Source organism: Kushneria marisflavi, assembly GCF_002157205.1.
GTDB classification, from domain to species: Bacteria; Pseudomonadota; Gammaproteobacteria; order Pseudomonadales; family Halomonadaceae; genus Kushneria; species Kushneria marisflavi.
Map to the genome: position 1 here is coordinate 733,226 of NZ_CP021358.1, position 16,290 is coordinate 749,515.

The 16,290-nt window shown below is 58.9% G+C and carries 14 protein-coding genes; 6 read left to right on the forward strand and 8 right to left on the reverse strand.

What is annotated here, in order from left to right; all coding sequences use genetic code 11:
• Window positions 1-77: 77 nt before the first annotated feature.
• Window positions 78-1,001 (forward strand): AraC family transcriptional regulator, encoded by a 924-nt coding sequence (locus B9H00_RS03435; protein ID WP_086899485.1) that lies wholly within the window; start codon window positions 78-80, stop codon window positions 999-1,001.
• On the opposite strand, the gene B9H00_RS03440 is transcribed toward B9H00_RS03435, so the two are convergent.
• The 4 genes from B9H00_RS03440 to mprF form a co-directional block, all read right to left on the reverse strand.
• Window positions 971-1,342 carry a DUF3817 domain-containing protein gene (locus B9H00_RS03440; protein ID WP_236944346.1) on the reverse strand — a complete coding sequence of 124 codons (372 nt, stop codon included), beginning with the start codon at window positions 1,340-1,342 and terminating at the stop codon, window positions 971-973. The two genes, B9H00_RS03435 and B9H00_RS03440, sit on opposite strands and share 31 nt — an antisense overlap.
• A 150-nt stretch (window positions 1,343-1,492) precedes the next feature.
• Window positions 1,493-2,041 (reverse strand): GNAT family N-acetyltransferase, encoded by a 549-nt coding sequence (locus B9H00_RS03445; protein WP_086899486.1) that lies wholly within the window; start codon window positions 2,039-2,041, stop codon window positions 1,493-1,495.
• Between the two features lie 81 nt (window positions 2,042-2,122).
• Window positions 2,123-3,412 carry a virulence factor family protein gene (locus B9H00_RS03450; protein WP_086899487.1) on the reverse strand — a complete coding sequence of 430 codons (1,290 nt, stop codon included), beginning with the start codon at window positions 3,410-3,412 and terminating at the stop codon, window positions 2,123-2,125.
• A gap of 2 nt (window positions 3,413-3,414) precedes the next feature.
• Window positions 3,415-6,057 carry a bifunctional lysylphosphatidylglycerol flippase/synthetase MprF gene (gene mprF / locus B9H00_RS03455; RefSeq protein ID WP_211329558.1) on the reverse strand — a complete coding sequence of 881 codons (2,643 nt, stop codon included), beginning with the start codon at window positions 6,055-6,057 and terminating at the stop codon, window positions 3,415-3,417.
• A 441-nt stretch (window positions 6,058-6,498) separates the two neighbouring features.
• On the opposite strand from mprF, the gene B9H00_RS03460 reads away from it, so the two are divergent.
• Entirely contained in the window at window positions 6,499-8,418 is a 1,920-nt protein-coding gene (locus B9H00_RS03460) for a putative bifunctional diguanylate cyclase/phosphodiesterase (protein ID WP_086899488.1), read from the forward strand.
• Here B9H00_RS03460 and B9H00_RS03465 read toward each other — a convergent pair.
• The gene (locus B9H00_RS03465; RefSeq protein WP_086899489.1) at window positions 8,408-9,280 is read right to left on the reverse strand and encodes a PA4780 family RIO1-like protein kinase; all 873 of its coding nucleotides are present in this window, start codon (window positions 9,278-9,280) and stop codon (window positions 8,408-8,410) included. The genes B9H00_RS03460 and B9H00_RS03465 overlap by 11 nt on opposite strands.
• A 99-nt stretch (window positions 9,281-9,379) precedes the next feature.
• Window positions 9,380-10,780, reverse strand: coding sequence for an ATP-dependent RNA helicase DbpA (gene dbpA, locus B9H00_RS03470; protein WP_086899490.1), 1,401 nt, complete (start codon window positions 10,778-10,780; stop codon window positions 9,380-9,382).
• Window positions 10,781-10,990: 210 nt separating this feature from the next.
• Here dbpA and B9H00_RS03475 point away from each other — a divergent pair, with 210 nt between their 5' ends.
• Window positions 10,991-11,719, forward strand: a complete 729-nt coding sequence (locus B9H00_RS03475) for a YebC/PmpR family DNA-binding transcriptional regulator (protein ID WP_086899491.1) — start codon at window positions 10,991-10,993, stop codon at window positions 11,717-11,719.
• Between the two features lie 65 nt (window positions 11,720-11,784).
• Here B9H00_RS03475 and B9H00_RS03480 read toward each other — a convergent pair whose 3' ends face one another.
• Window positions 11,785-12,375 carry a BPSL1445 family SYLF domain-containing lipoprotein gene (locus tag B9H00_RS03480; RefSeq protein WP_086901680.1) on the reverse strand — a complete coding sequence of 197 codons (591 nt, stop codon included), beginning with the start codon at window positions 12,373-12,375 and terminating at the stop codon, window positions 11,785-11,787.
• Between the two features lie 228 nt (window positions 12,376-12,603).
• On the opposite strand from B9H00_RS03480, the gene B9H00_RS16725 reads away from it, so the two are divergent.
• Window positions 12,604-12,771: a hypothetical protein gene (locus B9H00_RS16725; RefSeq protein WP_157663170.1), complete on the forward strand. Its 168-nt coding sequence runs from the start codon at window positions 12,604-12,606 to the stop codon at window positions 12,769-12,771.
• Window positions 12,772-12,859: 88 nt separating this feature from the next.
• On the opposite strand, the gene B9H00_RS03485 is transcribed toward B9H00_RS16725, so the two are convergent.
• On the reverse strand, window positions 12,860-13,333 hold the full coding sequence (locus B9H00_RS03485) for a GNAT family N-acetyltransferase (protein WP_157663171.1): 474 nt from the start codon (window positions 13,331-13,333) through the stop codon (window positions 12,860-12,862).
• 103 nt (window positions 13,334-13,436) lie between these two features.
• Here B9H00_RS03485 and yejK point away from each other — a divergent pair, with 103 nt between their 5' ends.
• Together yejK and B9H00_RS03495 are read left to right on the forward strand one after the other, a co-directional pair.
• Window positions 13,437-14,432 (forward strand): nucleoid-associated protein YejK, encoded by a 996-nt coding sequence (yejK, locus tag B9H00_RS03490; protein ID WP_086899493.1) that lies wholly within the window; start codon window positions 13,437-13,439, stop codon window positions 14,430-14,432.
• Between the two features lie 125 nt (window positions 14,433-14,557).
• Complete coding sequence (locus B9H00_RS03495; protein ID WP_236944347.1) at window positions 14,558-16,261, forward strand: methyl-accepting chemotaxis protein; 1,704 nt, start codon at window positions 14,558-14,560, stop codon at window positions 16,259-16,261.
• Window positions 16,262-16,290: the final 29 nt, after the last annotated feature.

Consider the following 16,290-nt stretch of genomic DNA (forward strand, 5'->3'; position numbering starts at 1 on the left):
TTTACGCGATTTTCATGCATAATCCTGACATCTTCTGTAGCCAATGAATACTTGCCCCGAATTACGGATGTCCCGTCATGACCGATACCCTGCCCAATCTGTCACATGCACCTGCCACCGACGCTCTTCAGCAGCGCATGTGCGAGCTGATGACGCCCCTGATCGACCGGGACGGCTATATCCCGACGAACCTGGAAGGCGTACGACTCATGGCCCTTCATGGTAGCCATCCGCGCACGCCGCTGGTCTACGAGCCGGGGCTTTTCATCATCGCTCAGGGGGAAAAGACCGGATATCTGGGAGAGCGCACGATCCACTATGGCGCCGGTCACTATCTGGTTCAGGCCATGCCGGTGCCCTTTGAATGTGAAACCCGGGCCACGCCGCAGGCGCCCATGCTGGGTGTGTCCATCAGCATCGACATGATCATGCTGGGAGAACTGAGCCAGGTCGTACCGAAAGCGCCAAATACGATCTCGACGCCCAAGCCCATGGCGGCCGTGGATCTGACCTCCTCCATGGGGCAAGGCGTGGTGCATCTGCTGGAGTGTCTGCATGATGAGGTCATGTGCCGCGCACTGGGGCGACAGCGTATTCGTGAAGTACTGTTTGAAGCGCTCAGGGGGCCGCAGGGAGAGTCATTACGCCAGCTTCTACAGCAACACACCCAGTATGGGCGTATCGGTCTTGCGCTTGAGGCCCTGCATCGTGACTACGCGCATCCGCTGTCCGTCGAGACGCTGGCCGAAAAGGTCAACATGAGCCCCTCGGCCTTTCATCATCACTTCAAGCGATTTACGCACCTCTCTCCGCTGCAATACCAAAAGCGCATCAGGCTTTTAAAAGCGCGTGCCATGATTGCCGCCAGAACCCATAACGTCAGCAGTGCCGCCAGCGCCGTGGGCTATCAGAGTGCGTCCCAGTTCAGCCGGGAGTACAAGCGCTATTTCGGCAATCAGCCGGTAGGCGATCAGCGCCTTGAGTCTCGCGAAGTCGGCTGATCGATCGACTGGTCGTTGATCATTCCAACCAGTTCGGTTTCCTTGCGGCGCATGAAGGGCGCATTGATGAAGGCTCCGAAGGGAATAAAGGCGGCCAGGATCATGCGGGCAATATCCATGCCGCTCCAGCCGCCCATGGACACTACTCGAAAGACCACCGACAGGTAGAGCAAAAAGGCCACCCCATGGATCGGCCCCATGATGGAGACCGCCAGCGGAATACCGGCCACGTGCTTGAGCGGCACGGCCACTACCAGCAGCAGTAAAAGGGTTGTCCCCTCCAGAATCGACACCAGTCTCAGGCGCTTCATTCGGGTATGGATCAGCTCGGGTGTGTTCAATGGAGACTCTCTTGAATCGGTGCGCGTTGAGAAGGGGTCATGCCAATACTGTAATGAACCGACCCTGCATTGCGCTACCCAAAACCCGAGGGGTGCGCGCAAAAGACCCGGCCATTATGGTGGCGATCTGTTTTAGCAGCGTCGACACCCTCAATGGTGGATATCTCGATCCAGACCGTAGACCGCATGGTCATGCACCACGCCATTGACGCTCTCGGCGCGCGTAATCACACCCTCGAGCCGCGCCCCAAGCCGCTCGCAAACCGCCCGGCTTCGAGTATTGCCGGTCGCCGCCGAGATCTGCACCTTCTGCAGGTCGTAATGCTTAAACGCCAATTGCGTCATGGCCTGACAGGCCTGCGTCATCAGCCCGCGACCCTGCCAGCGTGCTCCAAGCCAGTACCCCAGACTGGCTCGACCGGTCGCCGGCATGATCTCGTTAAAGCTCACCAGACCGATCAAGCGAACGCATTCCTGATGGACATGAAGCCCGCAGATCAGCCGCTTGCCCTCGGCGTGATCATGCAGCGACCGGCGAATGAACTCACCACTATCGGCCGGCGATGCCGTATGGGCCACCCAGCCAAGCCATGGGCTTAAATGGGTACGATTGTCATCCACCAGACGATAAAGTTCCGGCGCCATACCGGGGTGAAGCAGCGAAAGGGAAAGCGTCTCGTTGATCGAATGAAAAAACATGTTGGGCCCTTTCAGCGCGGTACATATCTTTGGTGACGTTGAACCCCACTATATTTGACATCACGAATAAATACATCTGGATCACCTGGCCGTCTCCCGCTGATCGATCTGAGCCATCATGATCTGCGCCAGGTGCGCATAGTTCTGATCAAAATGGTGTCCACCCGGCAGCTGGATTCTTGTGCCTTTCATCTCAGGCTGCAGGCAGCCACTGTCAGGAGCCTCCTCACTGCCATAGAGGCATACCAGCTTGTCAGCCGGCACACGAGCCACTTCAGGGCCGGTCTGCGTTTCGCCATTGCTCTTGCCCAGCCATCCGCTCACGGCAATCTCGAAATCAGCCGTTTTTGAAAAGGCCAGCAGTATCATGGCCGATACGGACTGCTGATCCTGCGCGGAGAGTCGGTTATAAAGCGCCGGAAGGATGTCAGCGCCAAAGGAGTAGCCCGCCAGCACGAAGTGCTCTGCCCCCCACTTCTGTCGATATGTCGCCATCAGCGCGCCCAGATCAGCTGCGCTCTGTTCGGGACTTCGATGCTGCCAGAAGGCCTTGAGCGTATCGACGCCCACCACCGGATAGCCATGTGCCGCCATGTACTCACCGGAAACCTGATCAAGATCACGCCAGCCGCCGTCTCCCGAGTAATAAAGGGTGACCGTCTTCGAATGTGTCTGATCGCCCTGCCCCGGCAACGGTATGGTGGGAAGCGTACTACCGCTGCCCTTGAGCAGTGCCGCCAATCGTTGCGCGGCCAGGGTGGTACTGGCAGCGCCGTAATCACCGATGGTGGTATGCACCTCAATCCCCTCTACACCACGCACAAATCGTCCGGTCGCATCATCGGGATCATTGTTCCAGACGATGTCCCACTTTCCATGGTGGCCGCTGGTGGGCAACGGCGTGCGACAGTCCAGCGCTGCCACTCTGAAGCCGGCAGACAGGGCATGCGCCTGATCGATGTTCTGATCGGCCAGCCAGCGCCAGGCCAGCGCCCCGCCGCGACCCAGCCCCACCACCAGATCAATACGATCTTCCAGTGATTTCCGGGCCTGCATCAAACGCGCCTGCTGCGTGTTGCAGTCGTCACCATCATCCAGCATAAACTGCACCAGCTCGGCACCGGTCTGTTCAGACAGCGCCAGCAGCGCATTGTCATCAAAATGCTGATCCGGCGTAGCCGCAATCACGATGTGGGCCTCGGGCCGCCCGCCCGGATGGGCCGTTGTCAGCGTCTCATTGGCATCAACCCGTGTCGTCGTCACGCCCGGCTCAGGCGGTCTTTGCCACCACCAGTAGAGACCGCCCAGAGCGGCAAGAACCAGTACGCCCGCCGCGATGCGGCGCCACACTCTGATGTTTCCCTTTGCCATGATCAACGCCTCACCAGTCCGGTATAGCCGCCTGCAATCAGCGCTGCGGTGTCCTTGAGCGCCACCAGCGGGTCCAGCCCTGCCGGTACCGCCATGTAGCGCGGCTCCCAGCACGGATCAAACTTGTCCTTGAATCGCTTGAGCCCCTGAAAGTTGTAGAAATGCTCTCCGTAGCGGTAAACCACTGCCCCCAACCGCTGAGCCAATGGCGCGCCGGCTCGCGGCTGCATACCGGCCATGGGCACCATGCCGAGGCTGAACACTTCAAGCCCGCTGGCCTGATAGTGCAGAATCAGCGCAATCATCAAAAACTCCATGGCAAGCTTTGGTGCCTGATCCCCGGCCCGCATCAGATCAATCCCGGCCTCTCGTCCCCGATCCGTTTCCAGCAGATTGGCAAAGGCCACCGGCTCGTCGTTGTATCGCACCAGCGCCACAGGAAAATGCGCCAGATACGAAGACGTAAAGCGCCCCAGCGAGAAGCTTTTTTCTCGGGCACTCTTGGCCAGCCGCCAGGCATCGGAGATGGCCTCAAGCTTGTCCAGTGGCGCCTCCCCCGGAGCAAGAAATTCAACCGACATTCCATCGCGCTGCCCGCGATTCCAGGTGTAGCGCAGCGACTTGTGCTGCTTGCTGTCCAGGTTGAAGGTACGCAGATCGACACGCGCCTCTTCACCCAGCTTGACCGCGCTCAGGCCGATATCCATGTAGCTGTGCAGGTTTTCTGCCCGTACCTGATAAAACACCGGACGGGCGTGGTGACGATCACAGAGATCACGAAAGCGCCAGATCATCTCGGCACGCTCACCGGCCGGCCCGACCGGGTCAAAAAGCGCCACCATGCTGCGCCCATGGCGGGCATACATGATGAAAGCGCTCTGCGTGTCGTTGAATAAAAATGCCTTGTCGCCGGTCATGGCCAGCCAGCCTTCGGGATGGCTGCCCTCGTTGATGATCGAGTCGGCCCGTTGTCGCGCGGCTTCATCGGGCAGGATAATGGCCCCGGGCTGGGTTCGGATCAGCCAGGCCAGCGCAATACCTGCCATTAAAAGCGCGCTGCCAAGCTCCGCCCGAAGCGCGCGCGGCACCTGGGCATCGAGGGCAAACTGCCACCAGAGCCGATTGCGATAGGGCACGTCCTGGTAGACGAAAAACATGATCCAGAGCGAGGCCAGCACGACACAAAGACAGGCCAGAAGATGAAAGGGAGACACCGGCATCTGCATCAGCCGGCTGGGTCGATAAAAGGCGCGCCGAAACACCAGCAGCAGCGCCGCCACGGCCAGCGCGATGCCGGCCTCCTCCCAGTCCAGCCCCTTGAGCAGCGACAGCACACTCGACAGCAGCAAAAGCCCAAGCGTCAGCGCCCAGGCCGCCGACAGTCGACGACGCAGCCCGTTGGCCAACAGCAGACACAGCACACCGATTAGGCTGGCGGCCAGATGGGAGGCATCGACCAGTCGATGCGGCACCAGCTCGCCCAGTACTTCCAGCCGCGCACTGACGGCAGGCGTGACGCCTGAAAACAGCAGCACGACCCCGGTCAGAAAGACCAGCAGTGACAGGGTTGGTGCCGCCATGCCCGAGGCCACATTCAATGCCGTGCGCGCGTGACGGGAGCGGCGTGCCTCGATCAACAAAAGTGCCAGACATCCCAGCAGCAGCGGCAGTACCACATAGATCAGCCGGTAAAGCACAAGCGCCGCCGTCAGCGGTGCCAGCCCCACATGATGGGAAAGCCCCGTCAGCATGATGGCCTCGAAAACGCCGACGCCTCCCGGCACATGGCTTAGTACGCCGCCGGCCAGGGCCAGCAGGTAAATGATGACAAAAGCAGGAAAGGCCGGCGCATGCGGCAGCAATACATAAAGCGTGGCGGCCGCCAGCGTGACATCCAGCAGCGTGATCAGACACTGCCACCCCGCCAGACGCAGGGTGGGAAGACGCATTCGCCATTGGCGCCAGCGCACATGGACAACCCAGGCGCCTGGCTCAACCTCGGCCCGACGCCACCAGAACACCATTACCAGATAACCAACAGCCACACCGCAGGCAATTAACATCACTACAGGTAGCGGCAACGAGAGCAGACGCGCCGTGTGTGAGGGCGTCAATAGCACGGCCAGAGCCGCCAACAATGGCAAGGAACTCCCAAGGGCCAGGCTGGTGAAAGCCGACATCCGCATGATTTCGCGACCGCCGATGCCATGATTGCCATAAAGACGGCTTCTGACCGCCGCGCCCGACAGCATGGAAAGTCCGACCGCATTGCCGATCGCCGGCGCACACAGCCCACCGGTCACCAGCATTCGCCGTGACAATGTCACCCCGGCGAACCGCGCAGCAGACCACTCGTAGCCCACCAGCGACACAAAGCCAAGCAACGTGGTCAGAAGCGCCAGCGACACGGCCTGCACCGGCACGGCGACAATAGCGTCATGTAAAAGCGTCGGATTCATCCGGGCCAGCAGATGCCAGCAGGCCAGCAATGCCAGCACAAACAGCAGCAGAATCAGTCCTGCCTGCCAGCGATGGCGATGCCGTCGTAAAGGATCATGCCAGTGTCTACGGACAGGCTCTGACTCCAGACCCTTTTGCTGTTCACCTGCAACAGCGGCTTCCTGATTTCCACCCTTGACGCTCAAGACGCACTCCTTTCACCACCTGACCGGGGTTCAGAGAACGAAAAAAGCCATGGTCCATGCACTGCCGGCACATGTCTCTTGTCGAAGATGCTGAAGTAGACCTTAACAACGATGACAAGTTCTCATGTCATGAAAACTTCAATGCCGCAATGTCATAAGTTCAATGTTGTTGCATACCATAATTTCCCTTTTAAGGCCGATCAGCCTTGAGACTGCCAATCAACCGGCCGTTATTAGGGAAAGATGGGAATGTGAAAGGTATTGTTTCAATATGTTCAATGCCTGCATGATGAGGGAGTATCACCCGGCGCGAGGCCTCCGGGAGCCTGCTCACGGATTGATGCAGGGCTGCTGCACTCCTTTCAACGAAGCCGTCGAGGTCGACCGTGGAAAGTGTCGCCATCGCGGTGAAAAGCACTGCCTTTTTCGTATCTCGAGCCGATGAAAACACCACGCCTGGAAAACTCGTCCAACACTATCGAACGCCTGAAAAGGCAGCTCGCCCGTGAACGGCAGGCACGCCATGCCGCCGAGCTCGCTGCCGACGCCAGTGCGCGACGTCTTTATCGCGAGCAGTTAAAACTTCAGGCCGTCTCGCAGGTGGCTACCCAGCCACATGGCACCATGCGCCTTCGCCAGGCCTCTCAGGAAGCCTTGAAATCGATCCTGAAACATACGGCCTGGCATCATTGTCGCGTCGTCTATGAGCCCTTTGACAACATCACTCCCCCGGTACGTGTATCCGCGCTGTATGAGGGTCAACACCCATTGACCCGCCCCGGGGATAGCCTGACCGCCTCGGCTCGGGTATGGCTTGGTCAGGCACACCCCCTTGAGTTCGCGATCGACGAGCGCACCACCACAGAGAAGCGCTGGCCGGACAGCATGCCTCGACGCTTTATCTGCAGCATAGGCATTGGTGAACAGGCCATGGGCGCGCTGGAGCTTTTTGCCTGGCAGGAAGATGACGATCCCATCTTTGGTCAGGAGATGATACTGGCACTGGTGCGTGAACTGGCCCACATCTACAAAAGCGAGCGGGACCGACAGGCCATAGAACACATGGCATGGCGTGATGTGCTGACCGGCGCCTTGAATCGGGCCGCATTTTTCCGGGATCTTGAAACCATCGCGATCGACTCGCGACCGCTGGCACTGTTGTATATCGACCTGGCCGGGTTTGGCGAGATCAACGAAGAGTATGGACATGAGGTCGCCGATCGTTATCTGTTCGAGATCGCACGTCGTCTTGAAAATGAGCCATTGAGCCGTAGCGTCGCTCGTCTGGGCAGTGATGAATTTGTTCTGCTCATGCCCTTGATCGATTCCGATCATGCCCTGATCGTGGTTCAGGACCTGCTGACCGATCTGACCCAGCCCTTGATGCTGGATCACTACTGCATCAACCCTACCCTTAGTGCAGGGCTTGCGGTCTACCCGGAAGATGCAAGCGATGGACATGCGCTGTTTTACGCCGCCGATACGGCTTTGAGTCATGCCCGCGAGCACGGCAGCACCAGTTTGCGCCGCTTTGATGCCGATATCGCCAACCAGCTCGAGCGTCGCAAGCAGCTTGCCCTGCGCGTTCGTCAGGGTGTGGCCCGCCGGGAGTTTGTGCCCTTTTTTCAGCCCATCGTCTCACGCGATCACCAGATCGTGGGCGCGGAGGCGCTGCTGCGCTGGCAGGCGCCGGATACTCCAGGGCCTGCCGAATTCATCCCCTATATGGAGGAGCAGGGGCTGATTCGTGAGGTGGGCCGGCAGATGTTGCATGACGTTATCCATACCGCCGCCCGATGGCGACATACCCATGACAGCTTCCAAAGCATCTCGATCAACGTGTCACCGGCTCAGCTACGAGAAGAAGCCTTCGTCAGCCATGTGACCTGTGCGCTTGAAGAAAGCGGCCTGCCGGCCAGCTGTCTGATTCTGGAAATTACGGAGAGTCTCTATATCCAGGCCGAAAAACCGGTCCTCGACCGGCTCGCCCGGCTACGTCAGCTGGGGGTGCGGCTGGCACTTGATGACTTTGGGACCGGCTACAGCGCACTGAGCTATCTGCAGTGGATGCCGCTGGATATTCTAAAGATCGACAAGAGCTTTGTGCTCAAGCTTGCCGAGGCACACTCGGGGCGAGACATTACGATCGTGCGGGCCATTATTCAGATTGCCCAGGCCTGCGGACTGGCCGTAACGGCAGAAGGCATCGAGACGGCAGAGGTTGCCAGCATCATGTGCGAGCTCGGCGCACATACGCTGCAGGGCTATCATTTCAGCCGCCCGGTCAGCGAGGACGCCATGACGTCCCTGCTGCACTCAGGCGCAACAACAAATACACCGCTCAGAACCGTTACTGACTGAGGTCGCGATCCTCCTCGTCCTGCTCCTGCTCGCGACGCCGGCGCTCCTGCTCCTCTTCACGCACATCCTCGATGACTTCCAGCAGATCGCTGACATCCACACTGGCATTGTCACGATCGAAGGTGCCGGTCAGGGGATAGTCGGGATACAGCTCGCCAGCCTCATAGAGGGACCAGATCTCCAGTCCGTAGTCGGTGTTCAACAGCGACGGCGCATAGCGCCCGAAGCTGCGACGCATGTTATCGACATCGCGCAGCAACATGCGTGAGGCGTTATTGTTGCCGGCAGCGTCCACCGCCTGCGGCAGATCGATGATCACCGGTCCTTCACGCCCGACCAGCACGTTGAATTCCGACAGATCCCCATGGACCAGCCCGGCACTCAGCATGCGTGCCACATCCACCACGATGCGATGGTGATATTCGATGGCCTGCTCTTCACTCAGCTTGACATCATCCAGACGCGGCGCAGGCCCCCCCTCCTCATCGACAATCATCTCCATAAGCAGGACACCATCGACGAAGCCATGCGGCTCGGGCACGCGGACGCCGGCACCTGAAAGTCGATACAGGGCATCCACCTCGGCATTGAGCCAGGCCGACTCCTGCTCACGCTGACCGTAGCGCGTTTTCTTGGACATGGCGCGGGCACGACGGCTGTTGCGCACCTGACGCCCTTCCTGATACTGCACGGCCTGCTTGAAACTGCGCTTGCTGGCCTCCTTGAATATCTTGGCGCAGCGCAGCTCATTGCCACAGCGCACGACATACACCTGAGCTTCCTTGCCACTTTGCAGCTGAAACACGATCTCATCGATCAGCCCATCATCTACCAGTGGCTGTAATCGTTTGGGAATTTTCATGCGACCTCTTTGTCCACTCCTGTCATGACCAGTCTGGCACAACCTTCATGATGACCGTATCGACACACAACGTACATGATCCGTAACTGATATCGATCCTCAGCGAGAAACCCGGCGAGCGCGGAAGCTGCGACCCTTCAGGCGTCCATTGTTCAAATGGGTCAGTGCGGCATCGGCGTCCTCACGGTGAACGGCTACAAAAGCACTGCGCTCGAGCACCTTGATCCTGCCGACCCGATCGGCGCTGATGCCGGCCTCACCGGTCAATGCCCCCACGATATCACCCGGGCGAATCTTTTGTTTTTTACCGGCATCGATCATCAGCGTCGCCATCATGGGCTTGAAGGGCGACCGCGACAGCACGCTCGACTCCGGCAGTGCCTCCAGTGTGATGGGACTGTCCTGTTGTGCCTCATAAAGCGAGAGCCTCGCACGTTCGCGTGGCCCCACCAGACTATGGGCCGCACCCTGCCCGCCGGCACGCCCGGTACGCCCCACGCGGTGAACGTGAGTTTCCAGATCATGGGCGAGTTGATAGTTAAAGACGGCATCAAGGGCTTCGATATCGAGCCCGCGCGCGGCCACGTCGGTGGCGACCAGTACCGAGATACTGCCGTTGGCCAGCAGAATCAGGGTGCGGTCGCGATCGCGCTGTTCCATATCGCCATGCAGCGCCGCAGCATCAAAGCCGTGGTCGTTGAGCGCATCACTGACCATTTGCACTTCACGGCGGGTATTGCAAAACACCACGCTGGAGGCCGGCCGATACTTGAGCAGCAGCCGCCGCAATGCCTCAAGGCGCGCAGCATCATCCTCGACAGCGTAAAAATGCTGATGGATGCTCTGCTCGTCATGATCCGTGTCCACCTCGATGGTGACGGGGTCCTGCATGACCCTGCCGGCAACCGGCGCCAGGGTCTCGCTCCATGTCGCGCTGAACAATAACGTCTGACGCCGACGCGGCGTCGCCTCGATGATGGCATCCAGCGCTTCCTGAAATCCCATGTCGAGCATGCGATCGGCCTCATCAAGCACCAGCACTTTCAGCGCTTCGAGGCTCAGTGATCCGCGCTTCAGGTGATCCTCCACCCGACCCGGCGTGCCCACGATGATATGGGCACCGTGAAACAGGGATTCCCGCTGCGGTCCAATCGGCACGCCGCCGCACAGGGTCAGTACCTTGACGTTATGGCAGCCGCGCGCCAGACGCCGAATCTCTTCACCCACCTGATCGGCCAGTTCACGCGTCGGGCACAGCACCAGCGTCTGTATGCAAAAGCGCTTCACATCAAGACGTGCCAGCAGGCCCAGTCCGAATGCCGCTGTCTTGCCCGAGCCGGTACGACCGCGTCCGATCACATCCCGCCCTGCCAGCATCAGCGGCAGGCTTTCGGCCTGAATGGGGGTCATGACGTGATAGCCCAGCGTTGACAGGTTATCTGCCAATTCGGGCGGCAGGCTCAGCGACGCAAAATCAAAGGTGGCAGCGTCGTTCGACATGAGGACAAATCCTTGTAGGCTGTAAAGAAGGGACTGCCCGTCATGCCAGGCAATGAGTGCAGGGCGCGCAGCATAACAGAGCCGGTAAGCAATATCCGTGAGACGACCATTTTCGAAGGCCGAAGCGGATCGTTTCAAATAACGCTATTCGCCCCCTGCGGGGTTACAGTAAAATCGTCACATAATGGTAATCAAGGAACGGAATTCGATATGGGCAGGGCTTTCCAGAACCGCAAGGAATCCATGGCCAAAACGGCCGACGCCAAGACCAAGGTCTACAGCAAGTATGGACGTGAAATCTATGTCTGCGCCAAGTCAGGCGGCACGGACCCGTCGGGCAACCTGACGCTGCGCGGCCTGATCGAGCGGGCCAAGAAGGATCAGGTACCGTCGCATGTAATCGAAAAGGCGCTCGACAAGGCCAGCGGCGCGGGGGGTGAGGACTTCTCGCCGGCGCGCTACGAAGGCTTTGGCCCCGGCAATTGCATGGTGATCGTGGAGTGTCTGACCGACAACCCCAACCGCACCTTTGGTGACGTTCGAGGTGTATTCACCAAGACGAAATCAAAGATCGGCACCCCGGGCAGCGTCAGCCACATGTTCGATCACAGCGCCATCCTGGCCTTCAAGGGTGAAGATGAAGACGCCGTTCTTGAAGCGCTGATGGAAGCCGACGTTGATGTCACCGACATCGAAAACGAAGAGGGTCACCTCACGGTCTTTGCCCCGCATACCGAGTACGCCAAAGCCAAGCAGGCGCTACTGGACGCTTTCGGCGAGATGGAATTCGAAACCGACGAGATCCAGTTCGTACCGCAGACCATGACCCCGGTCGAGGGTGACGATGTCGCTCAGCTTGAGAAGTTTCTGGGCATGCTCAACGATCTGGATGACGTGCAAAACGTTTTCCATAACGCCGAGCTGCCCGAAACCGCCTGAGACAATCGGCGCTGACAAAAAAACCCACCTCTCGGTGGGTTTTTTTATGCGGGTACGCGCCGGCCTTATGGATTGACCTTGGAAATCTTCGCACCTTCCAGCGATACCCCGCCCTGAATGCCCTGATTGTTCATGACAAAGGCGATCACGTCCTGATTGGCCGTGTTATTGGTGATCTGACCGTTGGCGCCGACATCGGCCACGGCGACGCCAGCATTGGCACCGATTGACCAGCCGTTATCGCTGCGCACGCGATTAAGGGCACTCTCACTCATCAGGAGATAAACGATGGCCTGGGACTGGGCGCCGGCCTGGAAGCCGATCGAGCCGCTGGTAGTGGTGTAATACCCGGCCTTGTCGCCATCAATGAGCAGCTGACCGTCGCCGTGGCTGGCCCCGAACACGAAACTTGCTCCCAGTACGCCCGGGAAGACCAGAACGCCCTTCGCTTCCTGCGCCAGGCTACGAGCCTGAGGCGCCGTGCGATAGAGGCGATCCAGCGTTTCCTGAACGCTCTGATCCAGCTCGGCACGCTGAGCCATCTGGCTCTGACGGTCGGACGGGCTGGTAGTGGTACAGGCTGACAGCGTCGTGGCGCCCAGAAGCGCTGCGAGCATCAGGGCACCGGTGCGATTGAGACGGGAAAAACGTGACATGAACTGGCCTCCTTCCATGGAAGAGCACACCGAACGAAAGTCCTGCGGTGGCATAAAAAATGTAGTGCTCCTGTTGAGGTATAGACCAGAAAGATCACTCCGGGCGGTGCTCCGGCAAAATACCCGTACAAAAATGCCTTTTTTACCGGATTGACCATGTCATTAAACCGTCACGATATCCCTACAGCCTGAACAGGACTTTTAGAGTTTCAGAATCGGGACACGATCATGACACGGATGGACAAATATCTTGCGATGATCAGCGCAACCGTGCTCGTCTACGGCATGGTTTTCGCCGGCACGTCCGCATCTTCGGCCATTGACCAGCATCAATCCGAGCTGATGCATCACCAGGTTCAGGACACTCTGATCCACCAGGAGGATGCACCGGGCTGATCGTCATGCTGCCAGAAACATCAGGGTTGCCTGTCCTGAACGGGGCAAGAAGCCCGGCTTCAGGCATAACCTTACAAGCCCCCACCCTTTAGAAATCGTTGCACAGACGATAGCTCATCATGAGTACCGTCACAGGCACTTTCTGATACGTCGCCTGGCGCTGCCCTTTCCGTTGAAATCCCAGAGATTCATACAGCCTGATGGCCGAGGTGTTGGATGCCACCACCTTCAGGGTCGCTGGCTTCGCCATTCGGTCAAGTACTGCCTGCATCAATGCTCGTCCAAGCCCCCTACCACGCGATTGCGGGTCCACCAGCAGCCCCACAATGTGGCTCTGCTGCCAGTAGATGACGCCGGCCAGGCCCTTTTCGCCCGGGACGACCAGTACCCGGGCATCACTGAACGCTTTCAGGCGTACTTCATCCATGGGTAACGGTATAACCGGGAAGCGCTCCGGCCAGCCGGGTTCAAAACGAAACTCATCGCCCTTGCCGCGCTGATACAGGGCCACCAGGGGGTCGAAATCTTCACGACGGTAATCACGCATATCAGACATTCTCATGAGCCGATCATGGCGTCTCCCGGCAACGGGGACAAGCCGTGGCGCTGCCTTTAAACCGCCCAGCGCGTTATCATCGCGCCACATTTTCTGCCGGATGACTGTCATGCCGATTGTTCAAAGCATCGTCCATTACCTCGACAAATCCGCTGACGATCAGAGCACCACCCTGAACGCTACCTCGGCGCCCATGGCAGACTCGCAGGCCATGGATGCCCTGCTCAACCAGTTCAACGCCACCTTCAATGGCAAGACCAAGGGCTGGGGCCATTTCAGCGACGAGCACACCGGGGCTACCCTTGCTCATGGGCTGGGCGAGTATCTGGCCGGCAATCTCGATTTTGTCGATTTTACGCAGCAAACCGCCAATGGCTTTCGAGCGCTGATCGATGAACACCTCCCCACCGGCGGGCCGCTGCTGTTTGTTCACGCCAGACAGGGCGAGGCCGAGTTTCTGACCCTGGCGCTTTTACACTATCGAGAAGGCTTCACGCTCGATGAACAGGGCAATGTCACGACGGGCCGCCAGCTCAACCTTAACCAGATGACCCTGGCCGTACGCATCGACCTGACCCAATGGCAGTCAGGCCAGTCAAAGCAATACATTGCCTTCACCCGTGATCGCGGCGGCAAAAAGCTCAGTGAGGACTTTCAGACCCTGCTGGGCTGTGTCGAGGGCGTGGACGCGACCAGTGAGACCCGCACCCTGCTCAAGGCCTTCGGTGATTTTGTGGAAAGCGAATCCATGGATGAATCACAAAGTCGCGAGAAGACCGATGCCGTGATCGACTACGCCAGCGACCAGTCAAAACGGGGAGAATCCATTACGCTCGAAGCGTTCTCGAGCCTGGTGGATGAGACGCGGCCGGATGCCTTTTACGACTATATCCGCAACAAGGATTACGGTCTCTCCCCTGAAATTCCGCCGGACAAGCGCACCCTGCAGCAGTTTCGCCGCTTTACCGGACGCGCCGGCGGCATGTCGATCAGCTTTGACTCACACCTGCTCGGCGACAGCATCGAATACAACGAGGCTCAGGACCGGCTGATCATCAAAAAGGTGCCGGACAAGCTGAAAGCACAGCTGCAGGAGCGGCAATAACCCTGACCGCCGGCCCCAAAAAAACCTCTAATATAAGGATATTGCTCAATTTTTTGCTCCCCCTTCCGATAAACAGCTGAACGCGAGATCGGAAAACCGTCAATCAGACTGAAAACGGAAGGGGCATGAAAAATATCGCAATGAGCAGGAAACTCTGGGGCTCCATTGTTCTGATGTGGCTGGGAATGATGATGGTCGTGGGCTGGGCGGCCTTTGATCGCAAGGAGGTTTTGATCCATGAGCGTACGGCCGGGCTGGCAAGGCTCATTACCAGCGCCCATGAGCTGATCGACAGCTACAGGGCGCAGGTTGCCGCCGGTGAACTGACCCGGGAACAGGCTCAGCAACAGGCCATTCGCAATGTGGGCGCTCTGACCTTCGACGGCAGCTACATCTATATTTTCGATGATGCCATCCACCTTGTCTGGCACCCGACTCGCGAAGCCGGCAAGGACATGAGCAACTTTCAGGATGACAACGGCCTCTATTTTTACCGTGAACTTCGCAATGTCGGCCAGGCGCCCGAAGGGGGCACCTTCATCTACAACTCCTACGACAAGAGCAGCGAACAGGATGTCTCCCGTCTGAACTATGTTCAGCGTGTGCCTGAATGGGGCTGGTATCTGGCCACCAACGTCTACATCACTGACATCAACGCCGCCTTCTGGTCCGGCATGTTAAAGCTCGGCGGTGTATCGCTTGCCATCTGTCTGCTGTTGACCGGGATCATGAGCTGGATCATTCGTGGCGTGACCACAAGCCTTGGCGGCGACCCTCGAGAGGCCCGCACCGTGGTACAACGCATCGCCTCGGGAGATCTAAGCCAGCCCCTGACGCTCAAGCGGAAGGATCAATCCAGCCTGCTTTATGCCATTGAAGGCATGCGTACCCGACTGGTGGATGTCATGGGCAACGTGCGTCAGGCCAGTCGTGATATCGACACCGGCACCGACCAGCTCAATCAGGGCAACCAGGATCTTTCCGCCCGTACCGAGCAGCAGTCGGCTTCCATCGAGGAGACCGCCGCCAGCATGGAAGAGCTGACCCAGACCGTTCGGCAGAATTCGGACAATGCCCGACAGGCCAGCGAACTTGCCGGCGAGGTCAGCCAGACCGCACGCGATGGGGGCAAGGTCATGACCCGTGTGGTCGAGACCATGGAAGAGATCACCACCAGCTCGCAAAAGGTGACCGATATCATCGGTCTGATCGATTCAATCTCCTTTCAAACCAACATTCTGGCGCTCAATGCCTCGGTTGAAGCGGCACGAGCCGGTGAGCAGGGACGCGGATTTGCCGTGGTCGCTAATGAGGTACGATCCCTGGCCAGCCGCAGTGCCAATGCCTCTCAGGATATTCGCACCCTGCTTGAAACGTCTCATGGCCACGTTAACCAGGGGGCGGAAGCCGTACGGGAAGCCCGCGACACCATCTCTCAGGTCATTGAGTCCACGGAGCGCATGACCTCGCTGATCCACGAAATTTCAGTGGCCTCTCAGGAGCAGAGCGAGGGCATCGAACAGGTCAATGTGGCCGTCAACCAGATGGAACAGGTCACTCAGCAAAACGCTTCACTGGTTGAGGAAGGCAGCAGCGCCACGGAGCTTCTGCGTCAGCAGGCCAGTGCGCTGGAAAGCGAGGTGGCCTGGTTTACTCTGGCCGAAGTGCCCGAGCGTTCCAAAGCCCCTGCAGTGGCACCGACCAGGCGGACAATGCCTGCGCCTCAAAAGGTGTCAGCACCCGCCAACAGCGCACCGACGCCTGCTGCGAAATCAGGGAAGGTGGCGGAGCCGGCGCTTGCCGACGAGGATGACTGGACCACCTTCTAGCTTCCAGCCTTTTAATGGATCAAAGGCCC

What these genes read in the sequence shown, in the direction of transcription:
- B9H00_RS03435 (WP_086899485.1), top strand. Translation starts at nt 78, where the DNA reads ATGACCGATACCCTGCCCAATCTGTCACATGCACCTGCCACCGACGCT.
- B9H00_RS03445 (WP_086899486.1), bottom strand. Translation starts at nt 2,041, where the DNA reads ATGTTTTTTCATTCGATCAACGAGACGCTTTCCCTTTCGCTGCTTCAC.
- B9H00_RS03450 (WP_086899487.1), bottom strand. Translation starts at nt 3,412, where the DNA reads ATGGCAAAGGGAAACATCAGAGTGTGGCGCCGCATCGCGGCGGGCGTA.
- B9H00_RS03460 (WP_086899488.1), top strand. Translation starts at nt 6,499, where the DNA reads ATGAAAACACCACGCCTGGAAAACTCGTCCAACACTATCGAACGCCTG.
- B9H00_RS03465 (WP_086899489.1), bottom strand. Translation starts at nt 9,280, where the DNA reads ATGAAAATTCCCAAACGATTACAGCCACTGGTAGATGATGGGCTGATC.
- dbpA (WP_086899490.1), bottom strand. Translation starts at nt 10,780, where the DNA reads ATGTCGAACGACGCTGCCACCTTTGATTTTGCGTCGCTGAGCCTGCCG.
- B9H00_RS03475 (WP_086899491.1), top strand. Translation starts at nt 10,991, where the DNA reads ATGGGCAGGGCTTTCCAGAACCGCAAGGAATCCATGGCCAAAACGGCC.
- B9H00_RS03480 (WP_086901680.1), bottom strand. Translation starts at nt 12,375, where the DNA reads ATGTCACGTTTTTCCCGTCTCAATCGCACCGGTGCCCTGATGCTCGCA.
- B9H00_RS16725 (WP_157663170.1), top strand. Translation starts at nt 12,604, where the DNA reads ATGACACGGATGGACAAATATCTTGCGATGATCAGCGCAACCGTGCTC.
- B9H00_RS03485 (WP_157663171.1), bottom strand. Translation starts at nt 13,333, where the DNA reads ATGAGAATGTCTGATATGCGTGATTACCGTCGTGAAGATTTCGACCCC.
- yejK (WP_086899493.1), top strand. Translation starts at nt 13,437, where the DNA reads ATGCCGATTGTTCAAAGCATCGTCCATTACCTCGACAAATCCGCTGAC.
- B9H00_RS03495 (WP_236944347.1), top strand. Translation starts at nt 14,558, where the DNA reads ATGAAAAATATCGCAATGAGCAGGAAACTCTGGGGCTCCATTGTTCTG.